The following is a 15,657-nucleotide window of genomic DNA, read 5'->3' on the forward strand; positions in this document are numbered from 1 at the left end:
GGACGACCCGGCCTGTCTGGGCTCAGTCGGTCATGTCCCGGACGAACTGCCCGAAGCCAGGGATGCTGAAGGTCAGGTAGCCGCGCTGGGGCGCCTCGACCAGGCCCTTGTCGAGCAGGTTGCGGCGGTCCACGCTCAGCGCGCGTGTCGACACGCCGAGGGCGTCGGCGATCTCGGACCGCTTGACCACGTCGTTGCCGCTGGTGGCCATCGCCTGCAGGAAGGAGCGCTCGGCGGCGGTGGCGTTCTCCCAGCGGGCCCGGAAGAGGGCGTTGACGCCCGACTCCACGTCGGGGGTGCCGCGACGGACGTCGGCGGCGTCGAGAAGGGCGCCCTTCGCGGGCTGGGCGGCGAACCAGGTGGCCTCGCCGACCAGGTGGAGGAAGTGCGGGTAGCCGCGCGCGGCGCCCACGGCGAGGTCGAGTGCGGCCGCGCTCCATCGCACGCCGAGCTCGGCCGCCGGCTTGACCAGCAGCTCCCGCGAGGTCGCCTCGTCGAGCACGGTCAGCGACCGCTCCGTCGTGCGCTCGCCGAACGTGGCGGCGTGGGTCAGGTGGCTGACGGCCGATGGCAGCCCGGCGCCGATGATGGCCAGCGGGAAACGCTCGCGCTGGCCGGTCATGTTCTGCGCGGCGTTGAGGAGCACGGCCGCGTCCGGAAGGTGGGCGGCGTGGATCTCGTCGATCAGGACGAGCAGGCCGACACCACCGAACTCGCGGGCCAGGGTCGAGGTGGTGAGGAAGAAGTCCTCGAGCGGCCCGACGAGCGCGGCCGGCACGGCCGGTCGCCGTCCGGGCGACACCTTCGCCGACAGCTTCGCCACGCCGACGCCGACCTCCACGCCGAGCTCGTCGATCCGGGCGCCCCGCGGCTCGTCCAGCGCGCCGACCCCGACCAGCTCGCGTCGTACCGAGTGCAGGACGTCGCCGAGGAACGGCTGGTCCTTCACGCACGACGACCACGCCGTCACGAAGCCCCCGGCGGCCGCATCGGCCTGCACCGCGCGCAGCAGCGAGGTCTTCCCGACGCCGCGCGGCCCGGCGAGCACGGTCAACGGGCCCATCATCTCGCCGTAGGCGATCACCCGGGCGAGCCGATCGCGGAGACGCTCCATCTCGGTCTCGCGGCCGACGAAGACGCGCGGCGGCGCCTCGCCCGGCGTGTAGGGATTCGGCAGCATGGGGGACCCCTTGATCGATGACACTTCTTTATACTTAGCAAGGAGTATAAAGATCGGTCAGACACTACGGGCGTCGTATCTGTACGGTCCCGAGCATGAGCAACGGTCTGGTCGTGATCACCGGCGGGAGCAGGGGCATCGGAGCGGCCACGGCGCGTCGAGCGGCGGCTGGGGGATGGGACGTGCTGCTGACCTACCGGACGAACGCGGCCGAGGCCGCGCGGGTAGCGGCCGAGTGTCGCGAGGCCGGGCGATGGGCGGAGGCCAGGCCGCTCGACGTCGCGGTCGAGGCTGAGGTCGTGCGGCTCTTCGGCTCGCTCCCCGCCGAGGCCGGTGCGTTGCGCGGACTCGTCAACAACGCGGGCGTGGTCGCCCCGGCGGCCACGGTCGCGGAGATGGATGCCCGCCGGATCCGACGCCTGCTGGACGTCAACGTGCTGGGCGCGTTCCTCTGCGCGCGGGAGGCGGTGCGGCTGATGTCGACGGCGGGCGGCGGCGGGGGCGGTGCGATCGTGAACGTCTCATCCCGCGCGGCGGTGCTGGGCTCGGCTGGGGAGTACGTCGACTACGCGGCCTCGAAGGCAGCGGTGGATGCGCTCACCCTGGGTCTCGCCCGCGAGGTCGCGGGGGAGGGGATCCGCGTCAACGCGGTGCGACCGGGCCTGATCGACACCGAGATCCACGAGCCTGGCCGGCTCGACCGGCTAGCTCCGACGACGCCGATGGGGCGTTCGGGAACGGCTGACGAGGTCGCCGAGGCGGTGTGCTGGCTGCTGTCCGAGGCGGCGTCGTACACCACCGGCTCGTTCCTGGACGTGAGCGGCGGGCGCTGAAGGGCGGGCCGGTCGCGCGCTGCCGCGACAGGGGATACCGTGGCGCGCAACCAAACGTTGCAGGAGGTTGGCATGGAGTTCGGGGCCATCGAGCGGGAGATCTACGTCGACGCGGCGCCGGAGGTCGTCTTCGAGGTGGTGAGCAGGCCCGAGCACGTCCGGGAGTGGTGGCCGGATGACGCGCGGTACGACCTGACGCCCGGGTCGCCGGGGGAGATCGTCTTCGGTGACCCCGACGCCGACGGCGTCGCCGTCGCCTTCACCGTGGTCGCCGCGCGCCCACCCCGGCTGTTCTCGTTCCGCTGGACCCATCCGGTGGGCGCGACCGCAGCCGCGGGGAACTCCCTCCTGGTGACCTTCGACCTGATCCCGTCCGGTGACGGGACCCTGCTCAAGATGACCGAGACCGGGTTCCGCGAGATGGGCTGGGAGGTCGCGGTCCTCGAGCAGCAGTACCGCGAGCACTCCGTCGGCTGGGACCACTACCTGCCGCGGATCGCGCCCTACCTCGCCTCACTGGAGGTCCCGCGGTGAGCGCCTCGCTGGTGGAGGACGTCGACGACGAGCTCTGGTCCGCAATCGGGGAGCCGACCCGGAGGCGGCTGCTCGACCTGCTGCTCGACTCGGGGCCGGCCACGGCCACCTCCCTCAGCGAGCAGCTGCCGGTGACGCGCCAGGCGGTCGCCAAGCACCTCGCCGTCCTCGATCGGGTCGGCCTGGTCACGGCGACGCCGTCGGGCCGCGAGCGGCACTACCGCGTCGACCGGGCCCAGCTCGAGCGCGCCGCGGCGCAGCTCAACTCCGTCGGTAACACCTGGGACGCGCGACTGCGCCGGATCAAGCGGATCGCGGAGGCCATCGACAAGGTCAAGTGACGCCGTCGGCTCAGCCCAGGACGGAGATGATCACCTTCGCCCGGGCGTGCTCCTGCTCGAGATAGCTGATCGCCGCCGGCGTGTCGACCAACGGGAAGGTGCGGTCGATCGCGGGGGAGAGGTAGCCGGATTCGACCAGGTCGCGAAGCGCCGCCAGGTGGGACGCACTGGGCGCAGTCTCGAGCACCACGACCCGGTCGTGGATGAACGGCGCCACCAGCTTCGCCTTGACGATCAGCGCCATCGGCCCGGCCAGGCTGCCGCCCTGGAACACCCCGCCTCCGGAGAGCACCACGACGCCCCCGGGCGCCAGCACCCGGCGGAGCGATCGCAGGGAGTGGTTGCCGACCAGGTCCAGCACCACGTCGTACGACGCACCGGTGCGGGTGGCATCCGTGCGGGTGTAGTCGATGACCTCGTCGGCGCCCAGGGCGGTGACCAGCTCGGCGTTGCGCGCGCTGCAGACCCCGGTGACGTGGGCGCCCAGCGCCTTCGCGATCTGTACCGCGAACGTGCCGACGCCGCCTGACGCGCCGTTCACCAGCACCCGCTGGCCAGGGGCGGTCTCGGCGGCGTCGCGCAGGCCCATGAGGGCGGTGGTCGCGGCCAGGGGCAAGGCGGCCGCCTGCTCGAACGTCAGCCCGGCCGGCATCCGGTCGACGCACCCTCGGCGGGCGACGGCGTACTCGGCGAACGCACCCTCGGACTCTCCCAGATCGCCGTACACCCGGTCGCCCACCGCGAGGTCGCCGATCTCTGTGCCGACGGCCTCCACGATGCCGGCGACATCGCGGCCGCGCGCCTGACCGCGGGGGCGGCTCATGGCGACGCGCGCGAGCCGCGGGTCGCCGCGCATCACGTGCCAGTCGTAGGCGTTGACCGAGGCGGCGTGCACCCGGATCAGCACCTGGTCGGCCGCAGGCTCGGGCGTCCGGAGGTCCTCGAGGCGGAGTTGCTCCGGCCCGCCGTAGCAGTGCTGCACGATTGCCTTCATGCGCAGTGACGCTAGGTGTGGGCGCGCACCGGGCGCATCGGGGAAAGCCCTGAGGGTTCCCCCGGGCGTGCACGGCTGCGGCAGCCGGTCAGCCGGGGTCAGCACGCCAGGTCTGCCGGGGCGCGTAGCCCGACCGGCGGAGCCAGTGCTCGGTGTAGAGGATCCTCGTCGGGGTGACGATGGTGATCGGATCGGTCGGCGGGGCGTCGAGGGGGCGTCCCCGCTCGACATGGTCCGACTGCCACCGGAACGCCTCCCAGTAGCGGTCGGCCACGGGGTCGTTCCGTTCGAGGGTCCGAGCCGTCCCGAACAGCTGGGCTCCACGGCTGCTCGCCTGGCCGACGAGCGGTGCGAAGACCGCTGCAGAGATGCGGGGGTCCCGCACCAGGTTGCGGGACTTCCTCGACTCGTTCCAGCTGCTGTAGAAGATCTCGAGACCGAGGCTGAAATACCGCACGGGCGTCGCGGAGGGCGAGCCGTCGGCGTTGATGGTGGCGACGACGGCCATGTTCTGCGTCGAGAGCAGGTTCAGGATCCGGTCCTCTAGCTCCTCGCGCGGCAGCTGTCGATCCGGAGCGGGGCCGACGAGCCATGGGTTGGTGAGCGGCACCGGGATCTCCTGTCGACGATCTGGGCGAACTGCCCGTCTGCGCACGAGCGATGATCCACCGTCGCCGGTTCGTGGACAAACGGCCGTAGCGCTTGCCGTCGGGCCGAGGACGGTCCGTGTGCGTCTGCAGGCGTCAGGCGCGCTCGACCGGCTGGCGCAGAATCGTTCGCAGCTTCGAAGGCTCGACCTTCCGGGCGTCACTGAGATAGATCTCGTGGTGCCTGCCGGTCATCCGCAGTCCGGACGTGGGGATGAAGTCGTCGTGGAGGTCGGCGAGCACCTCGGCCTCGTCGTCGTAGGACCCGATGTGAAGGGTTTGCACGCACTGCCCTTCTCGGAGCGTGTCCAACCGGATCCTCTCCAGGCCGGGCGCCCGCTTCTTCGAGGCCGCTGCCTTGGTGACCGCGTCGTCGAACATAGCGCTCGTGATCCAGTCCGGGACCATGATCATCGCCGTCCAGCACCACTGGGACTTGTCCCGCGCTGAGGTGAATGCCGCCATGTCCGACGCCCACCACAGGGCCTCCAACGGCATCACGACGTAGTCCTTGCCGAAATCCTGCTTGCTCGCGAACTTGAGCTTGTAGGCGACGGGGTAGAGCGAGGAGATGGCATCGGCGTACTCCGTCGAGACGTTCGGATCGCCGCGGCCGTCGATCATCAGGTACTGCAGCGGAGGTACGTCGACGATCCGGAACTCGCGGTGGCGCGCGCGATACGAGTCGAGGGTCTTCTTGAAGTCCGTCTTCAATCTCATCCGCCTGCTGGTCGTTCGATGGGCATCACTTCGTGGCTGTGGCTAGGGCCGTGAGGCCGCCCGCCATGCCGAGCATCGCCGAGCGCGCCACCGGTCGGCTACCCATCACGGCCGGGGACGGCATGCGCATGATCGTCACCGCGACTGCTGGGAACCGTGGCCACCCGCTGCGGGGCGGTGGCGCGGGCCACGAGGGCGCCCGCCAGTCCGGCGATCGCCGCCACCACGATCGCGCGGCGCACGCCGAGGCTGTCGGCCAGCAGCCCGACGAGCGGCGGCCCGCCGAGGAAGGCGGTGTAGCCGATCGAGCTCACCACCGCGACCCGTCCCGCCGAACGCCGTTCGTCGTCGGCGGCCGCGCTCATGCCGAGCGGGAAGCCGAGAGACGCCCCGACGCCCCACAGCGCGGCTGCCGCCAGAGCGCCAGGAAGGCCGGGGGACCAGACCACGCCGGCGACGCCGAGAGCCACCAGCACGCCGGTGATGCGCAGCGTGGCGACCCGCCCGAGCCGCTCGACGACGGCCCCGCCGAAGATTCGGCCGAGGGTCATGGCGGTCACGAACACCGCGAACCCAGCCGCAGCCAGGGACTCCCCGGCGTCGTACCCGTCGACGAGCGCCAGCGCCACCCAGTCGTTGGCAATGCCCTCACACAGGGCGAAGGCGAGGACGACGAGGCCGATCATCAGGGTGCGCGGCTCTCGCCAGGCGGTGAGCACGCTGGGGGAGCGCTCGGCGTCGGGGTCCTCGATCTCGACCGGGGTGAAGGACCGGACGGCCACGGGCACGGCAGCCAGCACCACCACGGCTGTGCCGACCAGCTGCGCCGGCAGGCCGATGTCGAAGTGCGCGCAGCCGGCCCCGAGGAGAGCGCCCATCACCGTGCCGGCGCTGAAGCCCGCGTGGAAGCGGGGCATGAGGGTGCGGTCCAGCTGCCGCTCGACGTCGGCGCCCTCGACATTCATTGCAACGTCCCAGGCGGACGTGCCCATCCCGTAGACGAGCATGCCGACCCCGACCACGGGGATGGCGGTGGCCGCGAGCCCGGCCGCCATCACACTAAGACCGCCCGCAGCCAGCAGGCACGTGAGCAGGATGGTGCGCGCCGGCCCGATGCGCGACACGACGGCGCCGGACAGGGGGAGCGCGACCACCGTGCCGGCGGACAGGCAGAGCAGCAGCAGGCCGACCTGGCCCGGGGTGAGGTCGAGGCCGTCCCTGATCGCCGGCACCCGCGACACCCACGAGGCGAACGCGAGGCCGTTCAGGACGAAGACGGTGGCGACGGCAACCTTGGCGCGCTCAGTGGTGGACACGTGCTACAGGCTACGGAGCGGCGCCGACACGCGACCACCGCATTTGAGCCCGTCGGATGACTCTTCCGGTTGTGTCCGACGCCGGCCGGGTGGTGAGCGAGCCTGCTCAGCCGATGCTCCCTCAACGCGGCAGAAAATCGCGCTGGCGGACGGTGCTCACCCGCCGCGCTTACGCGCGGTCGGTGAACGCCCAGTCGACGCCATCCTCGCCCTGGTCGTCGAAGGCGGGGTCTCGTCGCAAGCCGATCTTTGTGGCGACCCTTTGACTGGCTAGGTTCGTGGGGCGAACGCGGGCGACCACGAGTTCGGCAGGGAGCGACTCCTGCGTCCAATGCAACAGGGCGGCGGCGGCTTCCGTGGCGTAGCCACGTCCCCAGGTCGAGGGATGAAAGCGGTACATGAGGTTGAGTACGCGGCCTCCGTGGATCGTCATCCACCGGACACCGCAGTTGCCAACCAGTCGACCAGTCTTCTCTTCGAAGACGCAACAGTTTCCGAACCCGTGTCGCTCCCAATGTCCCAGCCAGTGCCTCACCAGCGTCTCGACGTCCTCGAGCTCCGTCACCAGATCTGACGGGTTGTGCTGGACGACCGACGGATTCGACAGGATTCCGAGGATCGCTACGGCATCAGCCTCAGCCGGTTGCTGCAGCGACAACCGTTCGGTCAGTAGGCGAACGGGCTGCCGGGGCACCTCGGCAATGTACTCGTGACGCATCCACGCCAGCACTTCATGTACGTCCGCTTCTCGGGCCATGAGAGCGCGGTGTGAGCGCTACGCAGGGGGCGACCAAGAGGCGAAACGCAGACCTCGGTCTGACATAATGTCACTTATCGGCGAATAACCCCGACGAGTCGAAACGCGGGCCACCAGCGCCTGCGGCTCTCAGCGGGCGAGGTTGACGCCGAAGACCAGGGCGGGGCCGCCGTTCTTGTGGACCTCGTGCTCGAGCACCATGCCGATCTTCGCCGCTACGCCCTGCGAGGCCACATTGTCCGGCCGGATGATCGCGATCAGGTGTTCAACGCCGGCGTCCCGGGCCCCGTCACACACAGCGGCGGCTGCCTCGGCGGCGTAGCCCTGGCGTCGGCGGTCCGAGCGGACGTGCCAGCCGGCCTCGACGAACCACTTTCCCTCAACCTCCTGCATTGTCAGACCGCAGTCGCCGACGAACACGCCCGAGTGGGACTCAATGATCCAGAGTCCGAACCCGTGTTCGGCGTAGTTCCGACGGTTCCACTCGAGCCAGCCCGCCGGCCCGCGGGAGCCGCCGAGGTCCAGGGTCGCGATGTCAGAGAAGTCTGCCTCGGTCATCTCTCGAAACCGGAGCCGAGGCGTAGCGGCCGGCAGCACGAGAGGCACGGTACGGGAGACGGAGCTCTTCCTGGCTCATCGACTCCCGTGCCCACCGGTTCGTGAACAGGGACTGGTCCGGGGAGCTGCGTAGGTGTTCACTCGCCGGACGATTCCGCACCGACCCGGCTATCGACCTAGTCTCCGACGCATGACTGAGTACCAGGTGACCCGGTGGCGCGAGCTTCCGTCGATGGTCGCGGCCCGGGCAGGCGACGAGATCGTGAAGTCAGAGCTCGCACCGCGGTTCCAGGAGGCGATCGATGAGGCAGCGATGCGGCTCGGCGACACCGGGGCCGACACCTACCTCGCGGGCTGGGAACGGTCGCCGTGGGCGGCGGCCGACGGTTCGCCGGCCGAGGTGCTCGACCGGGTCGCGGCCGAGCTCGATGCGGAGTGGCCCGCCGACAGGATCGCCGACTACCTCGATGGGCTGGGCCGATGAACCGGCTCGCGACGTTGCTGGGCACGCATCGTCCGGTCCTGCTGGACGGTGCCATGGGCACGTTGCTCCAAGACAGCGGCCTTGAGGACGGCGCGCCTGGTGAGCTGTGGAATCTGGAGAACCCGGAGGCGATCCGCGCGGCGCACGCGGCGTATGCCCAGGTGGGTGCACGGCTGCTGACCACCAACACCTTCGGCGGCACGCGGCCGCGTCTGGACATGCACGGGCTCGGTGACCGCGTCGGTGAGGTGAACCGGACGGCAGCGCAGCTCGCGCGATCGGTGGCGGACGAGCGTGGACTGCTCGTCGCCGGCGACCTCGGCCCGACCGGCGAGCTGCTGGCCCCGCTCGGGACGCTGGCGCCCGAGGAGGCGCAGGCGCTGTTCGCCGAACAGCTCACTGGGCTGGTCGAGGGTGGGATCGACCTGGTGCTGGTCGAGACCCTGAGCGACCTCGGTGAGGCTGACGCGGCTATCGCCGCGGCGCGTGAGGTCGCGCCCGATCTTCCGGTCGTGGTCACGATGAGCTTCGACACCAACCTGCGCACCATGATGGGCGTCCGCCCCGGCGACGCGGTGGCGCACCTGGCCGCGGCAGGTGCCGACGCCGTGGGTGCCAACTGCGGTCGCGGTCCGGAGGAGATGGAGCTCATCGCCGCGGAGATGGTGCAGGCCCGCACCGGCGACCTGCTCCTGGTCGCCCAGTCGAACGCGGGACTCCCCCAGGTGGTCGGCGACCACTTCGAGTACGACGCCAGCCCCGGCGACCTGGCAGCACACGCGACCCGGCTGGCCGCGCTCGGTGTCGACTTGGTCGGCGGCTGCTGCGGCTCAACGCCGGCGCACATCGCCGCGATGGGCGCCGAACTGGCTCCAGTCTGAACCGATCAGGCGACCTGGGCTGCGCCGTGATTTGCCGCAGCTCCGCCCACTCCCCTGATTCGGGCCGAGCGGCGTTCCATTTCTTTAGTGAGCCGAGGCGGAGTCGACCGCTCCCGCGCTCACGCTGGTCCGGGCGTCTGCCGACTTGACCTCCACGAGGACGACGTTCACCTCGCCGGCCAGCAGCTCCCAGGAGTGAGCGAAGGCCGCGTCCTGCCACACCACTGCACCTGGGTCGAGGTCCACGAGCTGCGTCGTCCCATCCGTCCAGGTCACCTTCTGTCGCCCGGCGCCGAGGTTGACCACCACCATGGGCCGGTGCGAATGCATCGCGCTCTCCCAGCCGTGGGCGGCGCGGGCCCGGATCACGCGGACGTGTTCGTTCTCGAACAGGACGTGGTGCGCATCGGGATCCACGACCGTCGCGTGCTGCGGTTCCTGGACTGGCGCGCCGGTCGATCGCGACGTACTCATGTGCGGACTCCTGTCGGGGGTTGGTGTGCGGACTCGTCGGGGGCTCCTCCCCCGCCGGCAGCGTCCGCTGAAGGGGACGCGGGTCATCACGTCGCCGAGGGCATCTCCCACAGGCCCGACGGCAGCACCTCGCCGGTCTCCAGCAGCGACTTGAGGTTGGCGAGCACGGCCGGCCAGCCGCTCGAGATGCCGTTGTGCATCTCCATGTTGGGCAGGTTCTCGTGGGTGACGGTCAGTCGGACGACGTCGGCGTGGGGCTCGATCAGGAAGGTCACGACTGACGGCCCGTTGGCGCGCTCCTCGTGCGGCGAGTCCTCGAAGGTGACGCTGAGCCGGGTCGGCGGCTCCGCCTCGAGCACCGTGCCCACGACGTCGACGCCGGAGCCGTCGACCCGGCGGTGCTCCCAGGGGGAACCCACCTGCCAGTCGGACACATTGGCGTGGTGCCAGTACTGAGCGGTCAGGTCGGCGTCGGTGAGCGCCTTCCACACCTGCTCGGCGCTGGCTCGGATGTAGGTGACGTAGACGTACGTCGGGACGGTCGTGGCGGTCTCGGTCATGGCGGTCTCCTCTGCTCGGTCTCGGATGGTGCTCAGGGCTGCCAGACGGGGCGCGTCGTACGCCGCGATCCAGCGTTCCCCGATCTCGTGGATCGGGGCGGGATTGAGGTAGTGCAGGCGCTCCCGCCCACGGCGTACGACGACGACGAGGTCAGCCTGCGCCAGCAGATCGAGGTGCTGGGTCGCCGACTGGCGCGCCATCTCGAGCGTGCTGCAGAGCTGGGTGAGCGTCTGCCCGTTCTCCTGACGGAGTCGGTCGAGCAGCAGGCGCCGACTCGGGTCGGCCAGTGCCTTGAACACCCGGTCGAGGGCGTCCTGCTGCGGGGTCATGGGACTAATATGCAGGTAATTACCTGCATATGCAACCCGTTTGGCCCTCGCTCCTCAGGTCGACCCCCGGTTCGCGGCGACTCCCCCGCCTTCCGACCACGCTCAGTGCGCGGCGGCCGGCGTCGCGTGGATCATCACAGCGACCCCAGGGTCCCCTGTGGAGATCTCCTCGAAGCCGCGCCTCTCGTAGAAGGTCTTGGGGAAGGGCGCGTTCTGGTGCAGGTCCAGGACCGGGACCTTTCCCTGACTCCGGATGTACGTGACGGACTCCTGCAGCAAGTACCGTCCGATGCCGTGTTCGTAGGTGTCGGGCCTCACGAAGAGCCTTCCGACCGCCAGTAGGTCGCCGGCGGGCCTACGGGAGTGGTCGACCCAGTACGACGTCAAGGGGTCCCGCTCGTCGACGCGGTAGACCTGCACGTGCCCGACGACGTTCTTCGTCGGGGTCACCCTGACCGGTGCCATGTCGAAGACCCACGACAGCTCAGCGTCGGACTCCTCGAGCCACTCCCTCGGGTCTCTCCCGGCCAGCAGCGGTGCGGACTCATCCATGGCGGCCAGGACGGCGCACAGCCGATCGAGGTCCTCCGGTCGTCGTTCGCGGATCATGCCGAGCCTGAATCGCCGAGCGTCACGAAGGTCAGGGTACGGATCTGCCCTCGACCCGCTTCGGCTCAGGCCGCGCGGCCGGCCTTCAGGAGGGCCGCGATGTCGACGGTCCGTCGCGCCTGGTGCCGCGCCGCTTCGAGGACCACGTCGCCGGGCGCGCCGTCGCCAGTGACGTGGGAGGTGCCGTACGGGTTCCCCGACTGGAACTGCACCGGGTCGGTGTAGCCGGGCGGGACGATGATGCCGCCCCAGTGATAGAAGGTGTTGCCGAGCGCCAGCAGCGTCGACTCCTGTCCCCCGTGGCGGGTGCTGCTGGCGGTGAAGGCCGAGTAGACCTTGTCCGCGAGCTTGCCGTCCCGCCACAGGCGGCCTGTGGTCTCGATGAACGCCCGCAGCTCGCTGGCGGGGTTGCCGAATCGCGTCGGAGCTCCGAACAGGACCACGTCCGCCCAGTCGAGGTCGTCCAGGCTGGCCTCGGCCACCGCGCGTAGGCGCACCACGGCCCCGGCCTTCTCCGCGCCCTCGGCGACGGCTTCGGCCAGGGTCTGCAGGGTGCCGGTCACGCTGTGGTAGATGACGGCTACGTTCACTGGTTCGACGGTCACGTTCGTCTCCTTCGGGTTCCATCGGGATAGGTGCCGGTGTTCCGGTAGTACGACGACGCAGCCGGTGGGAACGTGAGGAGCCGGCGGGACCTCACACCCGTGCCCACTGCCTCGTCGTACAGGTGATCGGAGGCGGAAAGGAGCAGCGTCAACATGAACAGCCAGCCTGATCCAGTGGCTGCCCCGACCGACCCGACCCTGGACCCCGTGACGGGCGAACGGCGCCAGCTGACGAACCTCGCCTACCGGCTCCTCGGCTCCCTGGCCGACGCCGAGGACGTCGTCCAGGAGACGTACGCCCGGTGGTACGCGCTGACCTCTGCTCAGCAGGCGGCGGTGAGCTCGCCCGGGGGCTGGCTGATGACGGTCGCCAGTCGCATCTGTCTCGACCTGCTCGGCTCGGCCCGCGCCCGACGCGAGCGCTACGTCGGCGAATGGCTCCCCGAGCCGCTGCCCGACGGCGCGGAGTGGTCCAGCGTGCGGTCGTCCGGCACCCGGGCTGATCCGGCCGACCGGGTCACGCTCGACGAGTCGGTCAGCATGGCCTTCCTGGTCGTTCTCGACTCGCTGACTCCCGCCGAGCGCGTGGCCCTGATCCTCCATGACGTCTTCGGCTACTCGTTCGGCGAGATCGCGGAGATCGTGGGTCGTACGCCGGCCGCCTGTCGCCAGCTCGCGTCATCCGGCCGGCGACGCCTTCGTTCGCGGCGTGCGGCTCCGAGCGCGCCCGCGCAGTCCGAGCTCGTCCGGCAGTTCAAGCAGGCGTGGGACGCTCGGGACGTCGACGCCCTGATCGGTCTCCTCGATCCGAGTGTCACCGCGATCGCCGACGGTGGCGGACTCGCCAGCGCCTACCTGCGCCCGGTGGAAGGACGTGAGGACGTCGCCCGCATGCTCGTCGAGGTCGCCGCGAAGGCGTCCGACGTCACGACGCTGATGCGGACGGTCAATGGGCAGCCGGGACTGGTGACGCAGGTCGACGGCGTCACCGTCGCCGTGATGGCGTTCGAGTTCGCGGGCGACCTGATCGGGCGGATCTGGTCGGTGCGGAACCCCGAGAAGCTGCGGTCCTGGGCCAGGGCGTGAGAGCTCGGAGGTCACCGGGCAGACAGTGACGGTCGACGCCGGGTCTCCTTGTCGACCGCCGGGCCCGCGGCACCGATCCCCAATAGAGGGGATAGGGCTCGAAGCGGCCGGCTTCGAGCAGCCCTGCAGGCGAGCCTGATGCCTTCGGACGAATGCCACGTGGAGGCAACCATGAAGGTCGCAGTTTTCGGTCTGGGCTACGTAGGCACGGTGACCTCCGCTGGGCTCGCCCGATGCGGGCACGACGTGGTCGGCGTCGACGTGGACGAGAGCAAGGTGCGGACGCTCAACGAGGGCCGCAGCCCGGTCGTCGAGCCCGGGCTCGACGAGCTGGTCGCCCACGGCGTCGCGAACCGGAGGCTGTGGGCGACCACCTCGGTGGCCGTTGCGATGAAGCAGGCGGACCTGTCGCTGATCTGCGTGGGGACCCCTTCCGGACAGCATGGTCGGACCGAGCTCTGCTACCTCGACCGGGTCCTCGCCGACATCCGGGAAGCGATGCGGAGCGCGGCGCCCCCGCGCGGCGGACACCACTCGGTCGTCGTCCGATCCACGGTCCCGCCCGGCACGGGCGCCGACCGGGTCGCTCCGGTGTTCGCCGACGACGTCCCGGGCTGGAGCGTCGGCACGGCGATGGTGCCGGAGTTCCTCCGCGAGGGCTGCGCCGTCCGTGACTTCTTCGCCCCGCCGTACGTGGTCGTCGGCACGGGAGACGCACGGACGCGCGCCCAGGTGGAGGAGCTGTTCGCCTTCCTCGCCGACCACGCGCCCGACGGCGGCACGGTCGACTTCCACCAGGTGAGCGTGCCGACGGCGGAGGCTCTCAAGTACGCCTGCAACGCGTTCCACGCCACCAAGGTGTCCTTCGCCAACGAGCTGGCTCGGGTCTTCCGCGGGTACGGCGTCGACAGCCGTGAGGTGATGAAGGTCTTCTGCGCCGACCACAAGCTGAACATCGCGGCGAGCTACCTCCGTCCCGGCTTCGCGTACGGCGGCAGCTGCCTGCCGAAGGACGTGCGCTCGCTGCAGTACCTCGCTCGCGCGACCGGGGTGGACACCCCGCTGCTCGCCGGCGCCGTCCTCACCAACGACCTGGTGGTGCAGGACGTCGTCGAGCGCGTGGTCGGGACCGATGCACGCACGGTTGCGCTGCTCGGGCTGAGCTTCAAGCCGGACACCGACGACCTGCGCGAGAGCCCTTACGTCGAGGTCGCCGAGCGACTCCTCGGCAAGGGCTTCGACGTGCGGATCTGGGACCCGATCATCAATCCCGAGCGGCTGGTCGGCGCCAACCGGAGGCACGTGCAGCGGCGACTCCCCCACCTCGACCGGATCCTGTCGGCCACGCCCGAGGAAGCCCTCGACGGTGCCGGACTCGCGCTGGTGTCGTCCACCGACCCGGAGGCACAGAGCGCCCTGCTCGCCGCTCCGCCCCCTCACGTGATCGACCTCGTCGGCCGGCTCGGCGCCGAGGTCGAGCAGCTCGCCGGCTATGCGGGGGTGGGCTGGTGAGCGGTCGGAGAAGCCGGGTCCTCATCCTCGTCCAGAACCTCCCGGTGCCCTTCGACCGTCGCGTGTGGCTCGAGGCCCAGACGCTGCGCGACCACGGCTACGACGTCACCGTCGTCTGCCCGACCGGGCACGGCACCGGCCGCGGCCGGCAGGTACTCGACGGGGTCACCGTGCTCGCGTACCCGCCATACGCCCCCGGCGGCGGTGCGGCGGGCTTCGTCCTCGAGTACGCCTGGTCCTTCCTGGCCACCGCGCGTCTCGTCCGCCGGGCACGCCGGTCGGGGCAGTTCGACGTGATGCAGGCGTGCAACCCCCCTGACATCTTCTGGCCGATCGCGCGCTGGCTGAGGTGGGAGGATGGGACCCGCTTCGTGTTCGACCACCACGACCTGTGCCCGGAGCTCTATCGGTCCCGTTTCCCGGAGGGGGCGAGACTGCCGCTGCGTGGGCTCGAGGCGCTGGAGCGGGCCACCTTCCGCACCGCCGACCGAGTCGTCGCGACCAACGAGTCCTACGCCGCGGTGGCACGCGAGCGCGGCGGGAAGCGGCCGAACCACGTGACCGTCGTCCGCACCGGGCCCGACCCCCAGCACCTCCGCCCGGTCGCCCCTCGACCGGAGCTGCGCCGTGGCCGCACCCACCTGGCGGCGTACGTCGGGGTGATGGGACCCCAGGACGGGGTCGACGTGGTCCTCGCCGCGGCCGACCACATCGTCCACACCCTCGGGCGGACCGACCTCGCCTTCGAGCTGATGGGGTCCGGCGACTGCCATGCCGCGCTCGTCGCGGAGCGGGACGCTCGGGGACTGCGGGACGCCGTGCACATGCCGGGACGGGTCAGCGACGCCTACCTCGCGGAGGTGCTCTCGACCGCCGATGTCGGCCTCTCCCCCGACCCGCTCAACCCGCTGAACGACGTGTCCACGATGAACAAGACGATGGAGTACCTCGCCTTCGCGCTGCCCGTCGTCGCCTACGAACTCGTCGAGACGCGGCTCTCGGCCGGCGACGCGGCGATCTATGCCGATCCTCGCTCGGCCGATCCGGTCAACGCTTACGCCGAGGCGATCCTGGCGCTCATCGACGAGCCGGAGGAGCGTGCCCTGATGGGCAAGCGCGGACGCCAGCGCGTGGAGACGGAGCTGGCCTGGGAGCACCAGGCACCGGCCTACCTCCGGGTCTTCGACGAGCTCGCCGGCCGGACGCCGGACACCGGCTCGGGAACGAGGTGAAAGG

At 70.6% G+C, this 15,657-nt stretch carries 19 protein-coding genes; 8 read left to right on the top strand and 11 right to left on the bottom strand.

What is annotated here, in order from left to right:
* Nucleotides 1-22: 22 nt before the first annotated feature.
* On the bottom strand, nucleotides 23-1,180 hold the full coding sequence (locus E7Z54_RS16435) for an ATP-binding protein (protein ID WP_136435512.1): 1,158 nt from the start codon (nucleotides 1,178-1,180) through the stop codon (nucleotides 23-25).
* Nucleotides 1,181-1,275: 95 nt separating this feature from the next.
* Here E7Z54_RS16435 and E7Z54_RS16440 point away from each other — a divergent pair, with 95 nt between their 5' ends.
* The 3 genes from E7Z54_RS16440 (at nucleotide 1,276) to E7Z54_RS16450 (ending at nucleotide 2,888) form a co-directional block, all read left to right on the top strand.
* A complete protein-coding gene (locus tag E7Z54_RS16440) occupies nucleotides 1,276-2,013 on the top strand; it encodes an SDR family oxidoreductase (protein ID WP_136435514.1) in 738 nt (245 codons plus the stop codon).
* Nucleotides 2,014-2,085: 72 nt separating this feature from the next.
* A complete protein-coding gene (locus tag E7Z54_RS16445) occupies nucleotides 2,086-2,547 on the top strand; it encodes an SRPBCC domain-containing protein (RefSeq protein WP_136435516.1) in 462 nt (153 codons plus the stop codon).
* Complete coding sequence (locus E7Z54_RS16450; RefSeq protein WP_136435517.1) at nucleotides 2,544-2,888, top strand: ArsR/SmtB family transcription factor; 345 nt, start codon at nucleotides 2,544-2,546, stop codon at nucleotides 2,886-2,888. The genes E7Z54_RS16445 and E7Z54_RS16450 overlap by 4 nt, the downstream gene beginning before the upstream one ends.
* Before the next feature lie 10 nt (nucleotides 2,889-2,898).
* On the opposite strand, the gene E7Z54_RS16455 is transcribed toward E7Z54_RS16450, so the two are convergent.
* From E7Z54_RS16455 to E7Z54_RS16480, 6 genes are all read right to left on the bottom strand, one after another.
* Nucleotides 2,899-3,882, bottom strand: coding sequence for an NAD(P)-dependent alcohol dehydrogenase (locus E7Z54_RS16455; RefSeq protein ID WP_136435519.1), 984 nt, complete (start codon nucleotides 3,880-3,882; stop codon nucleotides 2,899-2,901).
* A gap of 88 nt (nucleotides 3,883-3,970) precedes the next feature.
* Nucleotides 3,971-4,492 carry a pyridoxamine 5'-phosphate oxidase family protein gene (locus tag E7Z54_RS16460; protein ID WP_136435521.1) on the bottom strand — a complete coding sequence of 174 codons (522 nt, stop codon included), beginning with the start codon at nucleotides 4,490-4,492 and terminating at the stop codon, nucleotides 3,971-3,973.
* Nucleotides 4,493-4,625: 133 nt separating this feature from the next.
* Nucleotides 4,626-5,249: a GyrI-like domain-containing protein gene (locus E7Z54_RS16465; protein ID WP_136435522.1), complete on the bottom strand. Its 624-nt coding sequence runs from the start codon at nucleotides 5,247-5,249 to the stop codon at nucleotides 4,626-4,628.
* A gap of 98 nt (nucleotides 5,250-5,347) precedes the next feature.
* Nucleotides 5,348-6,565: an MFS transporter gene (locus E7Z54_RS16470; RefSeq protein ID WP_136435524.1), complete on the bottom strand. Its 1,218-nt coding sequence runs from the start codon at nucleotides 6,563-6,565 to the stop codon at nucleotides 5,348-5,350.
* A 169-nt stretch (nucleotides 6,566-6,734) separates the two neighbouring features.
* Entirely contained in the window at nucleotides 6,735-7,259 is a 525-nt protein-coding gene (locus E7Z54_RS16475; RefSeq protein WP_168798379.1) for a GNAT family N-acetyltransferase, read from the bottom strand.
* A 192-nt stretch (nucleotides 7,260-7,451) separates the two neighbouring features.
* Nucleotides 7,452-7,928, bottom strand: a complete 477-nt coding sequence (locus tag E7Z54_RS16480; RefSeq protein ID WP_346763553.1) for a GNAT family N-acetyltransferase — start codon at nucleotides 7,926-7,928, stop codon at nucleotides 7,452-7,454.
* A 142-nt stretch (nucleotides 7,929-8,070) separates the two neighbouring features.
* Here E7Z54_RS16480 and E7Z54_RS16485 point away from each other — a divergent pair, with 142 nt between their 5' ends.
* Together E7Z54_RS16485 and E7Z54_RS16490 are read left to right on the top strand one after the other, a co-directional pair.
* Nucleotides 8,071-8,364: a virulence factor gene (locus E7Z54_RS16485; RefSeq protein ID WP_136435529.1), complete on the top strand. Its 294-nt coding sequence runs from the start codon at nucleotides 8,071-8,073 to the stop codon at nucleotides 8,362-8,364.
* The gene (locus tag E7Z54_RS16490; RefSeq protein ID WP_136435531.1) at nucleotides 8,361-9,245 is read left to right on the top strand and encodes a homocysteine S-methyltransferase family protein; all 885 of its coding nucleotides are present in this window, start codon (nucleotides 8,361-8,363) and stop codon (nucleotides 9,243-9,245) included. Before E7Z54_RS16485 ends, E7Z54_RS16490 begins: the two co-directional genes overlap by 4 nt.
* Nucleotides 9,246-9,329: 84 nt before the next feature.
* Here E7Z54_RS16490 and E7Z54_RS16495 read toward each other — a convergent pair whose 3' ends face one another.
* The 4 genes from E7Z54_RS16495 to E7Z54_RS16510 all read right to left on the bottom strand — a co-directional run bounded on the left by E7Z54_RS16495 (nucleotide 9,330) and on the right by E7Z54_RS16510 (nucleotide 11,823).
* Entirely contained in the window at nucleotides 9,330-9,719 is a 390-nt protein-coding gene (locus tag E7Z54_RS16495; RefSeq protein WP_136435533.1) for a hypothetical protein, read from the bottom strand.
* Nucleotides 9,720-9,805: 86 nt separating this feature from the next.
* Nucleotides 9,806-10,609 carry an ArsR/SmtB family transcription factor gene (locus E7Z54_RS16500; RefSeq protein WP_136435535.1) on the bottom strand — a complete coding sequence of 268 codons (804 nt, stop codon included), beginning with the start codon at nucleotides 10,607-10,609 and terminating at the stop codon, nucleotides 9,806-9,808.
* Nucleotides 10,610-10,711: 102 nt separating this feature from the next.
* Nucleotides 10,712-11,218, bottom strand: coding sequence for a GNAT family N-acetyltransferase (locus E7Z54_RS16505; RefSeq protein WP_136435537.1), 507 nt, complete (start codon nucleotides 11,216-11,218; stop codon nucleotides 10,712-10,714).
* Between the two features lie 65 nt (nucleotides 11,219-11,283).
* Entirely contained in the window at nucleotides 11,284-11,823 is a 540-nt protein-coding gene (locus E7Z54_RS16510; protein ID WP_206056312.1) for a flavodoxin domain-containing protein, read from the bottom strand.
* Nucleotides 11,824-11,997: 174 nt separating this feature from the next.
* Here E7Z54_RS16510 and sigJ point away from each other — a divergent pair, with 174 nt between their 5' ends.
* The 3 genes from sigJ to E7Z54_RS16525 all read left to right on the top strand — a co-directional run bounded on the left by sigJ (nucleotide 11,998) and on the right by E7Z54_RS16525 (nucleotide 15,653).
* Entirely contained in the window at nucleotides 11,998-12,909 is a 912-nt protein-coding gene (gene sigJ, locus E7Z54_RS16515) for an RNA polymerase sigma factor SigJ (RefSeq protein WP_346763554.1), read from the top strand.
* Between the two features lie 171 nt (nucleotides 12,910-13,080).
* The gene (locus E7Z54_RS16520) at nucleotides 13,081-14,421 is read left to right on the top strand and encodes a nucleotide sugar dehydrogenase (protein WP_136435541.1); all 1,341 of its coding nucleotides are present in this window, start codon (nucleotides 13,081-13,083) and stop codon (nucleotides 14,419-14,421) included.
* Entirely contained in the window at nucleotides 14,418-15,653 is a 1,236-nt protein-coding gene (locus E7Z54_RS16525; RefSeq protein WP_206056314.1) for a glycosyltransferase family 4 protein, read from the top strand. Before E7Z54_RS16520 ends, E7Z54_RS16525 begins: the two co-directional genes overlap by 4 nt.
* Nucleotides 15,654-15,657: the final 4 nt, after the last annotated feature.

This window comes from Nocardioides sp. (assembly GCF_004803405.1).
Classification (GTDB): Bacteria; Actinomycetota; Actinomycetes; order Propionibacteriales; family Nocardioidaceae; genus Nocardioides; species Nocardioides vastitatis.

Excerpts from the sequence above, each read along its gene's own strand:
- E7Z54_RS16435 (WP_136435512.1), bottom strand. The coding sequence starts at position 1,180 with ATGCTGCCGAATCCCTACACGCCGGGCGAGGCGCCGCCGCGCGTCTTC.
- E7Z54_RS16440 (WP_136435514.1), top strand. The coding sequence starts at position 1,276 with ATGAGCAACGGTCTGGTCGTGATCACCGGCGGGAGCAGGGGCATCGGA.
- E7Z54_RS16445 (WP_136435516.1), top strand. The coding sequence starts at position 2,086 with ATGGAGTTCGGGGCCATCGAGCGGGAGATCTACGTCGACGCGGCGCCG.
- E7Z54_RS16455 (WP_136435519.1), bottom strand. The coding sequence starts at position 3,882 with ATGAAGGCAATCGTGCAGCACTGCTACGGCGGGCCGGAGCAACTCCGC.
- E7Z54_RS16465 (WP_136435522.1), bottom strand. The coding sequence starts at position 5,249 with ATGAGATTGAAGACGGACTTCAAGAAGACCCTCGACTCGTATCGCGCG.
- E7Z54_RS16485 (WP_136435529.1), top strand. The coding sequence starts at position 8,071 with ATGACTGAGTACCAGGTGACCCGGTGGCGCGAGCTTCCGTCGATGGTC.
- E7Z54_RS16490 (WP_136435531.1), top strand. The coding sequence starts at position 8,361 with ATGAACCGGCTCGCGACGTTGCTGGGCACGCATCGTCCGGTCCTGCTG.
- E7Z54_RS16495 (WP_136435533.1), bottom strand. The coding sequence starts at position 9,719 with ATGAGTACGTCGCGATCGACCGGCGCGCCAGTCCAGGAACCGCAGCAC.
- E7Z54_RS16500 (WP_136435535.1), bottom strand. The coding sequence starts at position 10,609 with ATGACCCCGCAGCAGGACGCCCTCGACCGGGTGTTCAAGGCACTGGCC.
- E7Z54_RS16505 (WP_136435537.1), bottom strand. The coding sequence starts at position 11,218 with ATGATCCGCGAACGACGACCGGAGGACCTCGATCGGCTGTGCGCCGTC.
- E7Z54_RS16520 (WP_136435541.1), top strand. The coding sequence starts at position 13,081 with ATGAAGGTCGCAGTTTTCGGTCTGGGCTACGTAGGCACGGTGACCTCC.